Below are 15,615 nucleotides of genomic sequence, written 5' to 3'. Positions count from 1 at the left end.
TGCGACACGAGCTCTCCCGTGGCGATCGCCTCGAAATAGGCCCGCCAGTAGCCCGGCCCCATCGGCGGTAGCATGTTCGATCCCTTTGACGACCGCATGGGCATCCCCCTGCACCAGGACGTGGAGAGGGGCGATCATTCGATCAAGCGGGTGAACGTCACCTCAATCGTCACGGTGACCGCATATCTGTCCGCTGCGGTGGCGTCCGTATGAATGCCTGTCCGTTGAGCGATATCGACCTGAACGGACGGACCTTTCACTCTCGTCCAAAGAGTCCGCTACGGCACGCCCCAGCGGACAATTACGCTCATGCATGAGGTGCAAGGCTTCGAACAGACAGTCCGCGAGCGGCTCCTTCCGATCCTTCTCAGACGGTGGGTAAGCTGCAGTATGAAGACTGCTTCCTAGTAAGAGCAGACGTCCGGCGGATGCCCGCACCCAACCTCAGCGTGGTTGGGCTTGTCGATCCCGAGCCGCCGGCGATCTCGAACTGGGTCGATTGCAGATCCGGCGCAGCACGCGCAAGAGCTGCTCGGCCGAGTACGGCTTGTGCAGCAGTTCGAAGCCGTGGCTGCCCTCCTCGGCCAGGACATGGCTGTACCCGGAGGTGAGGACCACCGACAGGTGCGGCAGCCGGCTGCGCAGCGCCTCGGCCAGCGCGATCCCGCCCATGCCCGGCATCACTACGTCCGAGAACACCGCGTCGAAGCCGTCACCGTCCACCCCAAGCAGCTCCAGCGCGGCCTCGGCGTTGGCCGCCCATTCAGGCGTGTAGCCGAGATCCTGCAGGATCTGCGTGGCAAAACGGCCGATCTCGACGTTGTCCTCGACCACCAGGATCCGCCGCCCGGCCCCGTCCGTGTCGGCCTCGTTGGTTTGCGGCTCATCAGCAGGTTCGGCCGGGGCTGTGACCTCTGGCAGGTACAGCGTGAAGGTGGCGCCGGCCCCTAGCTCGCTGGTGACATTGATGTCGCCGCCGGACTGTTTGGCGAACCCGAAGACCTGGGACAGACCGAGGCCGGTCCCCTTACCGACCTCCTTGGTGGTGAAAAACGGCTCGAAGATCCGATCGAGCTGCTCCCGCGGAATACCCGTGCCGGTATCGGTGAGCGACACCGCTGCGAAGTGGCTGCGTGAGCCCGCATGGCCGCGGATCGCCGGCATTCTCTTCCCGCACGCCAGCCGCAGCGTGAGGCTGCCCTCCCCATCCATGGCATCACGGGCGTTGACCGCCATGTTGATCAGCGCAGTCTCGAACTGGCTGCGGTCGCAATGAATGAAACAGGCTGCGTCGGGCAGGTCCACCGCGACGTGGATGCGAGCGCCTGTGACGGTGTCGAGCATGTCGGCGACGCCGCGCAGGCAATCTCCGGCCTCGAACGTCTCGGGCTTCAGCGCCTGCCTCCGGGCGAAGGCAAGCAGCTGGCCGGTAAGCTTGGCGGCCCGATCGACCGTGTCGGAGACCGCGTCCATGTACCGGCGGCGCCGGTCCTCGGTGAGATCCGGACGGCGCAGGAAGTCGACCGACGAGCGGATAATGGTGAGCAGGTTGTTGAAGTCGTGCGCGACGCCGCCGGTGAGCTGGCCGACCGCCTCCATCTTCTGTGACTGCCGCATCGCCTCCTCGGCGATGGCCCGCTCATCGACGACCTCGGCAACCCGGCTCTCCAAAGTGGCGTTCAGCTCACGCAGTTGCGCCTCTCGGGCGTGCAACTCCTCCAGCCGCAGTCGCGCCTCGTACTGCCGTCGCCGGCTGCGCAGGGCCGCCATCACGACGCTGATCAGGGTGGTCGGGTGGAACGGCCGCTCCAGGAAGCTGACGTTGCCCAGGATGCGCGTCAGCCGCGCCGCGTTCGGGCTGCGGTCTGCTCCGCCCTGGCGGGTGAGCAGGATGAACGGCATGTCCGACCACGCCGGCTGCTCGCCGATCCAGCGGCTGAGCCCGGTGAGATCGGCGGTGCGCATCGCCTCCTCCGTGATCAGCACCGCCCCGGCGACCTCATCGAGGCCCCGCACCAGTGCCGGCAGGTCCGGCACGACCACCGCGGGGAGATCGGCCTCCCTGAGCAGCGCCCGCGCCAGTCCAGCGTCGCGCCCGTGCGGCGCGAGGATCAGCACGCGCTCGGAGTTCAGGTTGTTCGGGCGTGTCACAGGCCGTTGCTGTCCGGCAGCTCCGCGTCGGCGCCCTGGACTAGCATCGGCACGCCACGCAGCACGCCCTGGAACGAGCGCAACGGCTCACCGACCCGCAGGCCGGTGCCGGTGATGCAGTATTCGCGGATCGTGTCCTCGTGCGCGCCGGTGCGCTTCTTCACCACCGAGATCGCCCGCCGAACCGTCCCGAGCGCCTCGAAGTAGCGCAGCAGCACGACCGTGTCGGCGAGATAGGTTAGATCGACCGGGCTCTTCATGTCGCCGACTAGCCCGTGCTGGGCGACCGTCAGGAAGGTCGTGGCACCCTGGCGATTGAGATACTGCAGCAGCTCGTGGACGTGCAGGATTAGCGCGCCCTCGGCGGGCATGGCGGCCTGGTAGCCGTTGAGGCTGTCTATCACCACGGTCTTCGCCTGCGCCTCGTCGACCTGACGACGCACCAGGTGGGCGAACTCGCCCGGCGACAGCTCGGCCGCGTCGACCTGCGCGATCGTCAGCAGGCCCTGGCTACACAGGCCGGCGAGGTCGAAGCCCATCGCCTTCGTGCGCTCCAGCAATAGCCCGAGTTCCTCGTCGAACACGAACAACGCCGCCTTCTCGCCGCGCGCAGCCGCAGCGACGACGTACTGGATCGTGAGCAGCGACTTACCCGTGCCGGCGGGTCCGAGGATCAGGGTGCTCGACCCGGTATCGATGCCGCCACCGAGCAGGGCGTCGAGTTCGGGGATCCCGCTCGGCAACGTATCGCGGGCGAACTTGGTCTTGTGCTCCAGAGCGATCAGGCGTGGGAACACCTCCACGCCGCCGGTGGCGATGTTGAAGTCGTGGTAGCCACCGCGGAAGCGTTGACCACGGTACTTCACCACCCGCACCCGCCGCCGCTCGGCGCCATAGTCGGGCGCCAACTCCTCGAGGCGGACCACCGCGTGGGCGACGCTGTGCACCGTTTTGTCGAGGGCATCCGCGGTGAGATCGTCGAGCAGCAGCATGGTCGTGTTTTGTCGCGCGAAGTAGTGCTTCAGCGCCAGGATCTGCCGTCGGTAGCGCAGAGACCCCCCGGCGAGCAGGCGGATTTCGGACAGGCTGTCGAGTACGACGCGAGTGGGCCTGATCGCATCGACCTGCTCGAAGATCGCCTTCGTCGCCTCGCCGAGTTCGAGATCGGAAGCGTACAGCAGGCTCTGCTGCTGCTCGGCATCGAGCAGGCTCTCGGGCGGGATCAGCTCGTAGATCGTGATCGCATCGGGCAAGCTCCAGCCATGCGAGCGGGCGGTCTCGTCCAGCTCCTCGGTCGTCTCCGACAGGCTGATGTACAAGCCACGCTCGCCCAAGCTGGCACCCTCCAGCAGGAATTGCAGGGCGATGGTGGTCTTGCCGGTACCGGGACTGCCCTCCAGCAGATACAGGCGGTTGCGCGTGAAGCCGCCGCCGAGCACGTCGTCGAGGCCGGCGATACCGAGCCTCGCCTTGTCCAAGGGCGCGACCTTCGGTTCGGCGTCAGCGGCCATAGCTAGTCAGTTCCTTCGCGACGGCGGGCGGCAAGGCATGCGTGGGGATGCGCGGCAGTACCTCGGCGAGGTTCGCCTCTGCCTGGGCGAGATCGTGTGCCTGCTGCAGGTCGAGCCAGAACCGGCCGGGCACGCCGCACAGGCGTGCGAGGCGAGCGGCCATGTCCGGCGTGATCGCGGCGCGGCCGGCGAGGATCCGGTGCAGGGTCTGACGGCAGATGTGCAGCTCGCGGGCGGCTTGGATGACCGATAGGCGGAGACCCGGCAGCACGCGGTCGCGCAAAACTGTACCCGGATGGACTGGCTTTGCAACCGGGGCGCGCATGCCCTCTGCCCCCTCGATCCCAGGTTACATCTGTAGCGTCAGGCCCGACAGAGGTGAAGACCAATCCAACTGATTGTGTTGGGGAGCATGAAGCTGTGACCTTAATAACACGGGAACCGCTGTCATGCGGACAGCTCAGCACTGACCGACTGTCTGCTTCCACTTGCCCGCCGACGTTCAAGCGTCTTTGCGCGAGCGCCAGCTATCTACCCAAAGCCGCCACCTGCCTCCGCAAAGGCATACCTTAAGGACAGGAAAAAATACCTTCATCGTGCGGTAACCACCACTCGACGTCGTGGAATTACAGATAATCTCAAGTGTAGTTCCTTATTTGCAGTACCACCCACACGTTGATTAGCGCGTGTATTTTGCGGATTTACAAAAGGACTAATTATTGCCTCGGAAGATCTACCTTCAAGACTACCAGCAGCGCTGTGATCAAGCCAAGGCTTCCCCGGGCAATGCTATCGAGCACCACAAACAGCGCATCCGCCCCGCCCGGCGTCATCACGCAGGCCTTCGCGCCTAGACCTCGTCAAGCAGGAGAGCTGGAGCCAGTATGCGGTTCTTGGGAAGCCGGTAGAGGTCCCCAGTCCTTCTCTCCCAGATGTCGACTGGGCCTGTCTAATGCCCGCCAGGGTCGGCGGCTGTGGCGCCCCGCTCGGTCGACGCGCAAGCTGCGAAGGCACTTGTGAAATTTCGTTAACGAAACGTCTTCATCCTGCCGCTCGACTCGATGTCACATCGTTTTTCGAGAGCTACGCGGATGAACAAGCCAGTGGCTCCAGCCGATCTACGCCTCGGAGCCCCGTCTCAGGCAACCTCCACCTCGAAGCCTCGCAGCGACCTCGGTACGATCGTTATCCATTGGCTGACGGTCGTCGCCATGGTGGCGAGCTTGTTCACGGGCCTGCGCATCTCAGCCGACGCGCGCACGGCCGTGTTCGCCAAGTGGATCGCGCCCATCCTGCCGCAGGGTGAAGTCTGGACCGTGCACTTCCTCGCGGGCCTTGGGCTCTTCTTCTGCCTGACCGCCTACGTCCTGTACCTCGTGCTCGGCGGCCTGTTGGATCGTAATGCGCCGCGCAGGATGCGCGCTCTCGCGCTGCCCGGGTCCACGGCCGCCGCTCGGAAGGCGCGCTGGGGCGGCGTCAACGTGCTGCTGCACTGGTTCATCTACGGCGTCGTCTTGATCATGACCGGCACGGGGATCGCCCTCTATCTGGGCTTCGGTGGGTGGGTCGTCTGGCTGCATGCGACCTGCGCCCTGATCGCGCTCGGCTACATCGCGATCCACATGACGACCCACTTCCTGTACGGCGGCTGGCAACAACTGCTCCGGTTGTTTCGTCCAGCAGCGCTCACCAGCGCTGCGGCTTCTCGCAAGCCCCTCCTGATCGCGTCCCTGGTCGGCATACCGGTGATCACCGGTCTCGCGGCCGTCGACGTCGCGACACGCGACCACCTCGACGTCCGACCGGTCAACCGCGCTCCGGATCTCGCGAAGCTCCTGGACGACGACGTCTGGAAAACCGCTCGTCCGGTGACGATCAGGACGATGCAGGGCATCAACCTGAAGGACGGATCGGGCGAGTCGACCGTCGAGATCCGTGCCGTTCGGGACGAGGCCCGCATCTACTTCGCGTTCCGGTGGGAAGATCCGTCCAGATCGACCCGACGCCTGCCGATGATCAAGCGCGAGGACGGATGGCACCTGCTGGGCGACAGCCCATTCATCGACGACGTCACCACGTTCTACGAAGACAAGTTCGCCGTCATCTTCTCCACGAGCGACGCATTCGGGTCCGGCGGTGTCTCCCATCTCGGGCCGAAGCCGCATCCCGACTTCCCCGGCTCGCGCAACGGGCGCGGTCTCCACTACACGGACGGCCATATGGTCGACATGTGGCAGTGGAAGGCCTCACGCGGCGGCCTGCTCGGGGAGGTCGACGACATGTATATCGGCCCGCCCCGACAGCCGACGCAGAACGAGGCTGCGCAGCTCAACCGGTATCAGGCCGGCTACTGGGGCGATCCGGGCGACACGCCCTACACGTATAATTTCAAGCTCATGACGCCCGCGGACTACAAGGGCGGCCCGATCACACCGCTAAAGCTGCCGAAGGATCATGTCGCCATGACCCGGGCGATGGGCACATGGAACGACGACCCCAACGCCGGGACGGACGAGGGCTCGAAATGGTGGATGCTGCCTCAGGACACCGTCGACTACACCGCTGAAGCGGACGCGAATGTGCCGGTGGGCACGATCATGCCGGCCGTCCTGATCACCGGAAACCATTCTGGAGATCGCTACGATCTCAAGGGGGCGGCCGACTGGCGCGAGGGCCATTGGACCTTAATCGTCAGCCGAGCGCTGAAGTCCGAGAGCAAGTACGACGCATCCTTCGTCCCCGGGACCCACCTCTACATGTGGGTCGGCGTCTTCGATCATACCCAGACCCGACATACCCGGCACACGCGGCCGGTCGTCATGGACGTACGTTGAAGCCAGATCTCGGTCGAAGAGGAAGCTTATGGATCGACGTCTGTTCGAAATGTCCCGGGCGCGTTCGTCGTGCTCGAAACACCGATTTTGTGCATCTTACCGCAGGTAACCTTTAGGGATCACCTGCGAGCGTCGGCCAACCGCCGGAGCGTCGTCGCAGCTAGGACGTCAGGCGCCTCATCGGGGATCGGGAACACCGAGCTCACGTTGATTTCGCAGAGAACGTAGGTGTCCTCGCCGCCGGCATCCTTCGGCCCGAGCAGGAAGTCGGCGTCCCAGATGACGGGCAGGTCGTCCGGCTTCAACCCGAGCAGGTTCGTCATCTCGGGTATCCAGTCCCGTTCGAGCAGGCATCGCAAGCGCTGGAACCGCTCGTCCTCCGGTCCGGAATAGAGGCGCGGCGGCGCCCGTCCGTGCTCAGGCGGCGCCAGGGCAGTGACGAGCTGGGTGCCGAACCCCGCCGCGCGCGTACCGCTGACATAGCAGCGGACCATCCCCTCTAGGTGCCGCATCTGGAAAGGCTGGTCGACGAGGGTGAGGCCCGCCGCGAAGTCGGAGGCGCGCTCCGCCAGGAATGCGTCGAGCAGCACGGTGCGCCGGCGCCTGTCGCTCGCTTCCTGCACCAGGACTTCCTCCGCGCTGGCGGCGCGCTCTACCTTCCACACGCCGATGCCACCGTTGCCGCGGCTGCGCTTCAGCACCCGCGGCCCCTCGGCCAAGCGCCGGGGGAACGCCGCCGCGAGGGCGGCACAGCTTGCATAGAGGTGCGTATCCGTTCCCCAGCCCATCTCCCGCGTCTGGTACAGCACCTCCTTGGTGCCCACCCGGTCGATCACGTCAGGGTGGGCGCTGACGAGGACCCCGGCGGCGGCGACCTCCCGCAGCAGCGCGTCGAGGGCGCCTCGGTCCTCGCCGGTGTCCTTCGTCACAGGGTTCACCCAGACGAGTACGGCGTCCATTCCCATGAGTTCCGCCCGGAGGACATCAGCCCGTCCCCCAACCCAGACGGCGGGTTCGGCGGCGAGACCATGCCGTCCCAGAGCGGCAAACACCGCCGCGAACCGGCTCGTCTCCGGGCGCGCCTCGGCTCGCGCCTTAGCGTCGCCCCGCCAGACGACCGCAACCTTGAAGTGAGCGGGACCCGGAATGGGCATCACTGACACCGAGAAGATGGCCGAGGGGGTTCGAAGGAGAGACGGGCGCGCAAGTGCATCACCGGCAGGGCCAGCGCCGCCGGAAGGCGATCGTGACCCCGGCCAGCATGTCGATCTGCAACAGGGCATCATGTGCCCGCGCCCAGGTCAGGAAGGTCTCCGACAGCTGCTCGATGCTGTAGTCCACGTTGCAGAGACCGCCCCTGTCGCCCCCGTTGCCGAAGGCCGTGAGCGTGTCGGCGACGCCCATCAGGTAGGCGCTGCACCAGCTGGACGCCGCCCCCTGCTCGGCAAGGCATGCCAGGTAGAGGTCCTGCGTCCTGCGCTGCGTCACGTCCACCGGGCCTTGCCGGGGCGGACCGTCGGAAGGGGCCTCAGTCGGAGGGGAAGAGGTTCCCCCGTCGACAGCCCATGCCGAGGGCGCCCCCACGGCGGCGAACGCCGCGAGCACGGCGATGCCGAGGATGCGACGGCCCCTCATGCGGCGCGCCTGGCCTCGTCGTAGAGGCGGTCGGCCGTCTCCCAGCGGATCACCTTCATGAAGACGTCGACGTAGTTCGCCGCCTTCGCCCCGAAATCCATCTGGTAGGCGTGCTCGTACATGTCCATCGCCAGGATGGGCGTGCCGCCGGCGAGGGTCGTGGTGTGGTCGGCCGCCCAGGCGTTCACCAGGCGCTTGTCCCGCGGGCTGTACGTCAGCAGCACCCAGCCGGACCCGCCGCCCTCGGCGCGGCCCATGGCGGTGAACTGCGAGCGCCAGCGCTCGACGCTGCCGAAGTCACGCGCCAGGGCGGCTTCCAGCTCCGGGCCCGGCTTGCTCTGGTCGCCGAGGTTGGAGAAGAACAGCTCGTGCAGGATCATCGAGTTTGTCGCGATGAGTTCCTCGCGCTTGAGCCCGTTGACCACGAACCCGGGCGTCTTCTCGTAGTCCATCGTCGCGAGTTGGTCCGCGATGGAGTTCAAGCGCTTCACCGCCCCGAGATAGTTGTTCTCGTAGTGGCTGATCATGATGCGCTCGCTCATCCCGGCGATCTTCTGCGGATCGAGCGGCAGCGGCTTGGCCGTGTAAGGCGGCAGCTTCAGCGCGGGCTGCCCGGGGCCAGGTCCGTCCGCGGCAGTCGCGGAGCCGGCCTGGAGGCCGACGGCGGCAAGGCCGGCTCCGGCCAGGAATAGGTTACGGCGGTCGATGTCGTTGGACATGAGTTCTTCCTCTCGGGGAGCGGCCGCTACCGGCGCGCCTGGGGTTTGCGAAGTGTGCCGACGTCGGGAAGGGACCCGTCCCCGCGCCGGAGCTCGATGCCGTCGCCGGCGGCCCAGACCTGAAAGCAGCGGGTGCCGTCTGGACCGCCGCCTAGGCAGAGCTCGTCGCCCTGGACCCGCCAGAAGCCTGTCCGCAGCGTGCCCATCGACACCGAGCGCAAGTGACCGCCCTTCTCGAAGCCGTAAGCCCAGTGCACGTCGTCGGTGAGTTTCATGCCGGGCAGCCGAATGGTGAGGTCGCGTCCCGGAAGCCTTCGGAAGGGTTCGGCCCCGGCAGAGCCTGACGGCCCGGTGAGGGCGGCCGTCACGGCGAACGCGATGGCCAGCGGGTGGCGCGCCATCATCGGAGTTCCTCGACGTCGAGGCGGTCGAAGCGGGTGACGCTGTCCGACATGGTCCAGAACGCGACCTTGCCGGGCGTGCCTATCGTCGCGTCGGTGGCCGAGAAGAGATCGCGGCCGTCGAACGACACCGTGAACCGGTCGTCGCGGGCCGTAACGGCGAGGTCGTGCCAGACGCCGGCGGCGACAGGCACGTCGGCTCCCGCCAACTGGGTCCTGTGCCCGGCGACGACCTTGTAGAGGCGCACGTTGCCTTCAAGGGCATTGGCTCGGACGAGGTAGTAGTTGTTCCTGTCGAGAAGTCTGACGGCCAAACCACCGGCCTGATCGACGGTCCCCGACACCGGCTTGATCCGTGTTCGGACCGTCACGTCCGCCGGAGCGGTCGCCATCCGGATCAGCAGCGGGAAGCGGTTCTCAGTCGGGTCGTCGCTCGACTGCTCGACGGCACGCCCGGCTGTCGCCTCGGCGTCCGCGACCGTCTGCCAGCGCCCCGGTGAGCCGGGTCCCGTCTGCATCGGCTCGAAGCCGGGCAAGCCGTCCGCCCATGCCGAGCCCGCGGACGCCACGAGGAGCAACAGGATGGCGCCCGGGACGGTCCCGCGGTTCATGCGACGGCTCCCGCGAGATGCAGGAGGATGCCGGCGGCCGAGCACGCCGCCAGCGTCGGGATCAGGCCGACCCGGAACCGGAACACCGCCACGAGCGCCGCCATCGACAAGGCTAGGGCCCGCGGGTTCAGGCTCACCAACACGGGCACGTCGAAGCGGATCGGGCCGGCCGCCACCGGGTAGACCTCGGCGAAGATCGTATGGAGGGCGAACCAGACCGCGAGGTTCAGGATCACGCCGACCACCGCCGCGGTGATAGCCGAGAGCGCGCCAGCCAGAGCCCGATTGCCGCGCAGGCGCTCGACGTAGGGCGCGCCGACGAAGATCCAGAGGAAGCAGGGTGCGAAGGTCACCCAGGTGGTGAGCAGGCCCGCGAGCGTCCCGGCGAGTAGCGGCGGCAGGGCGCCGGGGTTCCGGAACGCCGCCATGAAGCCCACGAATTGGGTGACCATGATAAGCGGGCCCGGCGTGGTCTCGGCCATCCCGAGGCCGTCGAGCATCTCGCCGGGCCGGAGCCAGCCGTAATGCTCCACCGCCTGCTGGGCGACGTAGGCCAACACCGCGTAAGCGCCGCCGAACGTCACCATCGCCATCTTGGAGAAGAACACCGCGACCTGCGCGAATACGTCGTCGGGGCCGACGACGGCGAGCACGACGGCCACGGGCACAAGCCAAAGCGCCGCCCACACGGCAAGGACCCGCAGGGTGTGACCGAGAGATGCGTGCTCGCGGAGAAGCTCATCGTCGCCGAGCAAGTAGGGACCGGCGTCGGCCTTGCTCGAGGCGCCGTGCCCGCCGCCGATGCGGAACTGCGGCAGACCGGCCCGGCCGCCAAGGTAGCCGATGGCGCCGGCGGTCAGGACGATCACGGGGAACGGCACGTCGAGCAGGAAGATCGCCACGAAGGACGTAGCCGCCAGGGCGACCATGGCTTGGCTCTTCAGAGCTCTCCGCCCGATGCGCAGGACCGCCTGCGCGACGATGGCCAGCACCGCGGCCTTGAGCCCAAAGAACAGGCCGGCGACCAGCCCGACGTTGCCGTAGAGCGCATAGACCCAGCTCAGGGCCATGATCGCGACGATGCCCGGCAGCACGAACAGGCCACCGGCGACGAGGCCGCCGCGGGTGCCGTGCATGAGCCAGCCGACGTAGGTCGCGAGCTGTTGCGCCTCCGGCCCCGGCAGGAGGGTGCAGAAGTTCAGAGCGTGCAGGAAGCGGTTCTCGGAGATCCATCGCCGCTCCTCAACGAGGATGCGGTGCATGACGGCGATCTGCCCTGCCGGCCCACCGAACGAGAGCGAGGCGATGCGCCCCCAGACCGGTGCCGCCTCTTGCAGTGTAACGGGCATCGGAACGGCCCCGGTGGCCGGCCCGTGCTTGAAGGTGGTGGAGCCGAGGGCGGAGGTAGCCATGTCAGGCTTTCCCCTTCGGCTTGTTGGTCGGCCAGTTGTGGGTCTCGTCGGAAGCGTCCCGGCACCAGCGATAAAAGGCGTCGTAGAGGAGCATGCCGGCATCGAGCTGCTCCAGGTCGTCCGCATAGATCCGCGAGAGGCCGAGGGAGGCCGCAAGGAGCCCGGCGGCCTCGGGAGCGAGGTCGGGGCGGTTGGTGTCGGCGCCCCGGACCAAGGTGGCGAGGCGAAGGAGCGGTTCGGTCGCCAAGCCCAGTTCCGCGACCATCACGTCGAAGGTGCAGAGCTCTCCGCGATGACTCCAGAAGACATCCGGGCCCTCGATGTCGAACGCCTCGCCGTCGAAACGAGCAGCGACGGCGGAGACCTCGGACGGCGGCACGAACAGGAAGACCGCCTCGGGGTCAACGAACCGGCGGATCAGCCAGGGGCAGGCGATGCGATCGACCTTGGGGCGAGCGCGAGTAACCCAGACGGTACGCCCTTGCGGATCGCAGTTCTTCAGCTTGTCGGCGGGTACCATCGGTAGCCCTGCCTGTGCCCACTCCGTGGTGCCGCCATCGAGAACTTCGGCGGCGATGCCGGACGTGCGCAGCCACGCGGCGACCCCGTGACTGAGCTTATGGCCGTGCTGGCAGATCACGACGGCAGGTCTACCCCCCAGCGCAGGCGCCCACTGAGCGACGCTGTCCCATGGGCGCGGTCTTGATCCTGGGATCAGGCGCGGCTCCTCCGCGAAGTCGCGCGGAGTGCGCACATCGATGAGGACCGGGCACGCGGCTGTACCGATCAGACGAGCGAGTTTCTCTGGGGGAATGGTGTTGGGCGAGGCCATGGCGCGTCCTTGCAGAAACTGCAGAGTGGACGCGATGCTTCAGCCGGAGCCTCATCGGGAGATCGCATCCCGATGAAGCCATAGACAGCCCCAAGCCAACGCTTGTCAAGCGAGGTCACGACGTCGCTCATCCCGTCCTGGCCGGCCATTGCCGGTGCAGGTCGTCGATGACGAAGGCATGCTCGTGCCGACCGTGGCCGATCCCGTGCAAGTGGGGATGGGACGGATCAAGATCGCCGTGAGCATGCGCGACGACATCCGGATCGGAGGCGGGCCATAGCAAGGCCGCTGCCGCGACGCCCGCGACGGTCAGCGCACCGAGCACCGCTAGTGTCGCTGGCATCCCGACAGTGGCGCCAAGCCAGCCCGCCAGCGGGTAGGTTAGAAGCCACGATGCGTGCGAGAGCGCGAATTGGGCGGCAAACACGGCTGGCCGGTCCTCCGGGCTGGCCGAGCGACGCAGCAGGCGTCCAGTGGGCGTCTGAGCGGCGGAGTAGCCGATCCCGAGGGCGAGCCAGGTCCCGAGCAGGACCGGCCAGCCTATGGCGCTGCCCCAGGTCAGGACCGCAACCCCGACGAGGACGACGCCGAGGAAGGCCGCCGACGGCAGTATCACCCCGCGGTCGGACAGGCGGTCGAGTACCCGCGGTAGGACTAGGGCCGCGATCATCGAGCCGCCCCCGAAGCACCCAAGGGCGATGGCGACGTCGTCCTGAGGACGTCCGAGAAGGGCCTGGACGATCACCACGGTGTTGACGATAACCATGGCCCCGGCGGCGGCCACCGCGAGGTTCAGCGCGAACAACCCGCGCAGGCGTGGGGTCGCGAGATAGATCCGCAGGCCCCGCGTCGTCCGGTCGTAGATGCCGCCGGTGCGCTCCTTCCGCGCCGCCGGCAAGGTCACCGAGACGACCAGCGCCGCGGAGCACAGGAAGCCTACGACGGTGCCCCCGAACAGCCAGTTGTAGCTCATGACCATCAGCAGCAGGGCCGCCAGGGTCGGGCTCAGCAGGTTCTCCAGGTCATAGGCGAGGCGCGAGAGCGACAGGGCGCGGGTATAGTCCCCCTCGTCCGGCAGGATGTCGGGAATGGTGGCCTGGAAGGTCGGGGTGAACGCCGCCGATGCTGACTGCAGGACGAAGATCAGGACGTAGATCTGCCAGACCTGATCGACGAAGGGCAACAGAAGCGCGATGGCTGCCCGAACGAGGTCGGTGGCCACTAGGAAGGCCCGCCGCGGCAGTTGCGCGGTGAAAGCCCCGGCTACAGGCGCGACCATCACGTAGGCCACCATCTTGATGGCCAGCGCCGTCCCGAGGACGGTGCCGGCCCGATCCCCTGCGATACGGAACGCCAGCAGGCCCAAGGCGACGGTGAGAAGACCGGTGCCGATGAGGGCGATGAGCTGGGCGGCGAAGAGATGCCGGTAGGTTCGGTTCGCCAGGACGGAGAGCATGGCCGATTCTAGAGGTACTTCGACAGCGTTTTGAACTCGGTGAGGGCGTCCCTCGCGGACTTGCCGCCGTGCTCGACCCCATCGCCGAGGCAATGCTCCATGTGGTCCTGGATCAGGACGCGCTTGGCGTTCGTGATCGCGGCCTCGACCGCGTGGAGTTGCTGAGCGAGGTCCACGCAGGAGCGTCCATCTTCGATCATGGCGATGACGCCGGCGAGATGGCCGTGGGCACGCTTCAGGCGCTTGACGATTTCGGGATGGGAGGCATGCTGCATGTTGACATCCTATCCCCCTGGGTGGGATGCGTGAAGTCGGATTTGCGGTCCTGAAGTGACTGTATTGGGTGGAGGCATGGCGTCGAGGGTGGAGCGGATCGGGCGGCTCCTGTCGGTGTTCGTCGCACTCGTGCTGATCGCGACCTCAGTCATGCCGTTGGTCGCGGAGGCACGTGGCGTCGATCCATCCGCCCATGCCCATGCCTTCTACGGGATCGATCACGACGACCACGACGACGGCCATGGCACCGACGGGACCGGCGCGGCCGACCTCGCCCATCATGCGCATTCCCATGCGCAGACCCTGGCGACTGCCCAACCGTCCGTCCCGACGATGTCCGTGAGAGGTACCGACGTCCGGTTCCGGGCCGTCAACCACCTCGCCCGGCGTACCGGAGAGGGTCGGGCACCCTTCGAGCCACCCAGGGGCTGAGGCCGGGCCGCCCGGCGACGTCGGGCCCTTTCCTCAAACGCACCCGCGCTCCCCGGGCCCGCATACGGCGGCACCCGGCGGCGATGGCTCATGGCATCGATATGTTCAAACGCACCCTCCTCCTCCTGGGGGCCGTCGGCGGCGGGTTCCTGATCGCCACCGTCTGGCCGGACGCTCCCGCAGCACTCCGGGCGCGCCTTGCCCAAGGCGGGTTTCTGACGTTCGGGCCGGTCGTCGCTGGCAGCCCCGCACTGACGCCGGCGGCGACACCGAAGCCAGAGGAGCCGGGTCTCGTCCGGCTGACCCAGGACCAGGTCGCCAAGGTCGGCATCCGCACCGAGGCCGTCCGGGGCGGCAGGCTCGCCCGTCACCTCCACGTTCCGGGCACCATCGTTCCGAGCGCCAACAACACCGCCCGCATCGCGGTGAAGACCCAGGGCACGGTGGCGGAACTGCGCAAGGGGCTCGGGGACCGGGTGGCCAAGGGCGAGGTCGTCGCCCTCCTCGACAGCCGCGAGATCGCCGACGCGAAGGGCGAGTACCTCGCGGCTCGCCTGTCCGCCGCTCTGCAAAAGACCCTGTACGAGCGCGACCAGTCGCTCTGGGACAAGCGCATCTCGTCCGAGCAGCAGTACCTGCGCTCCCAGGCGAGCTACGAGGAGCTCAAGGTCAAGGTCGACTCCGCTCGGCGCAAGCTCACCTTCCTCGGCCTGGGTCCCGCCGAGATCGAGGCCCTTCCGAATTTGCCGGCGGCCCAGTTCGAGCGGCAGGAGATCCGGTCGCCCATCGCCGGCAGGATCGTCGAGCGCCGGGTCGACCTCGGCGCCGCGGTCGGTCGCGACAACCTGGAGACCGAGCTCTACAGCGTCGTGAACCTCACCCAGGTTTGGGTCGACCTCGCCGTCTCGCCGGGCGACCTGCCGCTGGCACGCGAGGGCCAAGTGGTCACCGTCCGGACGCAGGCAACCGACGAGAGCACCGAGGGCAGGATCGTCTTCATCGGCCCGGTCCTCGACCAGAACACCCGCGCCGCCCGGGTCGTCGCCGAGTTGCCCAACCCCGACGAGCGTTGGCGGCCTGGTTCCTTTGTCTCGGCCGAGATCGCCGTCTCGGACAAGCCGGTGCGCACCCTCGTCCCCTCCGAGGCGATCCAGACCATCGGGGGCAAGCCGACGGTGTTCGTGAGAGTCGAGGGCGGCTTCGAGGCGAGACCCGTCGGAGTCGGGCGCTCCGACGACGGGAACGTCGAGGTTACCAACGGGCTGGAGCCCGGCGACGTCATCGTCGTCGCCAACAGCTTCATCCTGAAGGCTGAGCTCGGCAAGTCCGCGGCGGAGGACTGAGC

General features: G+C 67.4%; 16 protein-coding genes. 4 read left to right on the top strand and 12 right to left on the bottom strand.

Annotation, left to right across the window (positions count from 1 at the left end; translation table 11 throughout):
• The first annotated feature begins 72 nt into the window (after window positions 1-72).
• Window positions 73-213 carry a hypothetical protein gene (locus JOE48_RS17460; protein WP_210031708.1) on the top strand — a complete coding sequence of 47 codons (141 nt, stop codon included), beginning with the start codon at window positions 73-75 and terminating at the stop codon, window positions 211-213.
• Window positions 214-444: 231 nt separating this feature from the next.
• Here JOE48_RS17460 and JOE48_RS17455 read toward each other — a convergent pair whose 3' ends face one another.
• The 3 genes from JOE48_RS17455 to JOE48_RS17445 are packed head-to-tail and all read right to left on the bottom strand — an operon-like array spanning window position 445 to window position 3,987.
• Window positions 445-2,151: an ATP-binding protein gene (locus JOE48_RS17455; RefSeq protein ID WP_312893270.1), complete on the bottom strand. Its 1,707-nt coding sequence runs from the start codon at window positions 2,149-2,151 to the stop codon at window positions 445-447.
• Window positions 2,148-3,662, bottom strand: coding sequence for an ATPase domain-containing protein (locus JOE48_RS17450; RefSeq protein WP_210031706.1), 1,515 nt, complete (start codon window positions 3,660-3,662; stop codon window positions 2,148-2,150). The genes JOE48_RS17455 and JOE48_RS17450 overlap by 4 nt, the downstream gene beginning before the upstream one ends.
• Window positions 3,652-3,987: a HigA family addiction module antitoxin gene (locus tag JOE48_RS17445; RefSeq protein WP_210031704.1), complete on the bottom strand. Its 336-nt coding sequence runs from the start codon at window positions 3,985-3,987 to the stop codon at window positions 3,652-3,654. The genes JOE48_RS17450 and JOE48_RS17445 overlap by 11 nt, the downstream gene beginning before the upstream one ends.
• A gap of 766 nt (window positions 3,988-4,753) precedes the next feature.
• Here JOE48_RS17445 and JOE48_RS17440 point away from each other — a divergent pair.
• Window positions 4,754-6,496, top strand: a complete 1,743-nt coding sequence (locus tag JOE48_RS17440; RefSeq protein WP_210031702.1) for an ethylbenzene dehydrogenase-related protein — start codon at window positions 4,754-4,756, stop codon at window positions 6,494-6,496.
• 119 nt (window positions 6,497-6,615) lie between these two features.
• Here JOE48_RS17440 and JOE48_RS17435 read toward each other — a convergent pair whose 3' ends face one another.
• The 9 genes from JOE48_RS17435 to JOE48_RS17395 all read right to left on the bottom strand — a co-directional run bounded on the left by JOE48_RS17435 (window position 6,616) and on the right by JOE48_RS17395 (window position 13,837).
• A complete protein-coding gene (locus JOE48_RS17435) occupies window positions 6,616-7,650 on the bottom strand; it encodes a Cj0069 family protein (RefSeq protein ID WP_210031700.1) in 1,035 nt (344 codons plus the stop codon).
• Window positions 7,651-7,708: 58 nt separating this feature from the next.
• On the bottom strand, window positions 7,709-7,984 hold the full coding sequence (locus tag JOE48_RS17430) for a Rap1a/Tai family immunity protein (protein ID WP_210031698.1): 276 nt from the start codon (window positions 7,982-7,984) through the stop codon (window positions 7,709-7,711).
• Window positions 7,985-8,127: 143 nt separating this feature from the next.
• Window positions 8,128-8,673: a superoxide dismutase gene (locus JOE48_RS17425; protein ID WP_245253362.1), complete on the bottom strand. Its 546-nt coding sequence runs from the start codon at window positions 8,671-8,673 to the stop codon at window positions 8,128-8,130.
• A 203-nt stretch (window positions 8,674-8,876) separates the two neighbouring features.
• Window positions 8,877-9,254, bottom strand: a complete 378-nt coding sequence (locus tag JOE48_RS17420; RefSeq protein ID WP_210031693.1) for a hypothetical protein — start codon at window positions 9,252-9,254, stop codon at window positions 8,877-8,879.
• A complete protein-coding gene (locus JOE48_RS17415; protein WP_210031692.1) occupies window positions 9,251-9,862 on the bottom strand; it encodes a hypothetical protein in 612 nt (203 codons plus the stop codon). The genes JOE48_RS17420 and JOE48_RS17415 overlap by 4 nt, the downstream gene beginning before the upstream one ends.
• A complete protein-coding gene (chrA, locus tag JOE48_RS17410) occupies window positions 9,859-11,274 on the bottom strand; it encodes a chromate efflux transporter (protein ID WP_210031690.1) in 1,416 nt (471 codons plus the stop codon). The genes JOE48_RS17415 and chrA overlap by 4 nt, the downstream gene beginning before the upstream one ends.
• 1 nt (window position 11,275) lies before the next feature.
• On the bottom strand, window positions 11,276-12,106 hold the full coding sequence (locus JOE48_RS17405) for a sulfurtransferase/chromate resistance protein (protein WP_210031688.1): 831 nt from the start codon (window positions 12,104-12,106) through the stop codon (window positions 11,276-11,278).
• A 127-nt stretch (window positions 12,107-12,233) separates the two neighbouring features.
• Window positions 12,234-13,562 (bottom strand): MFS transporter, encoded by a 1,329-nt coding sequence (locus JOE48_RS17400; RefSeq protein WP_210031686.1) that lies wholly within the window; start codon window positions 13,560-13,562, stop codon window positions 12,234-12,236.
• A gap of 8 nt (window positions 13,563-13,570) precedes the next feature.
• Complete coding sequence (locus tag JOE48_RS17395; protein WP_210031684.1) at window positions 13,571-13,837, bottom strand: metal-sensing transcriptional repressor; 267 nt, start codon at window positions 13,835-13,837, stop codon at window positions 13,571-13,573.
• 76 nt (window positions 13,838-13,913) lie between these two features.
• Here JOE48_RS17395 and JOE48_RS17390 point away from each other — a divergent pair, with 76 nt between their 5' ends.
• Both JOE48_RS17390 and JOE48_RS17385 read left to right on the top strand, forming a co-directional pair.
• Window positions 13,914-14,270: a hypothetical protein gene (locus JOE48_RS17390; RefSeq protein ID WP_210031682.1), complete on the top strand. Its 357-nt coding sequence runs from the start codon at window positions 13,914-13,916 to the stop codon at window positions 14,268-14,270.
• Window positions 14,271-14,371: 101 nt separating this feature from the next.
• A complete protein-coding gene (locus tag JOE48_RS17385; RefSeq protein ID WP_210031680.1) occupies window positions 14,372-15,613 on the top strand; it encodes an efflux RND transporter periplasmic adaptor subunit in 1,242 nt (413 codons plus the stop codon).
• Window positions 15,614-15,615: the final 2 nt, after the last annotated feature.

The organism is Methylobacterium sp. PvR107 (assembly GCF_017833295.1).
Lineage (GTDB): Bacteria > Pseudomonadota > Alphaproteobacteria > Rhizobiales > Beijerinckiaceae > Methylobacterium.
The sequence above is the reverse complement of the archived record's forward strand: the minus strand, read 5'-3'. Positions and strand labels throughout refer to the sequence as shown.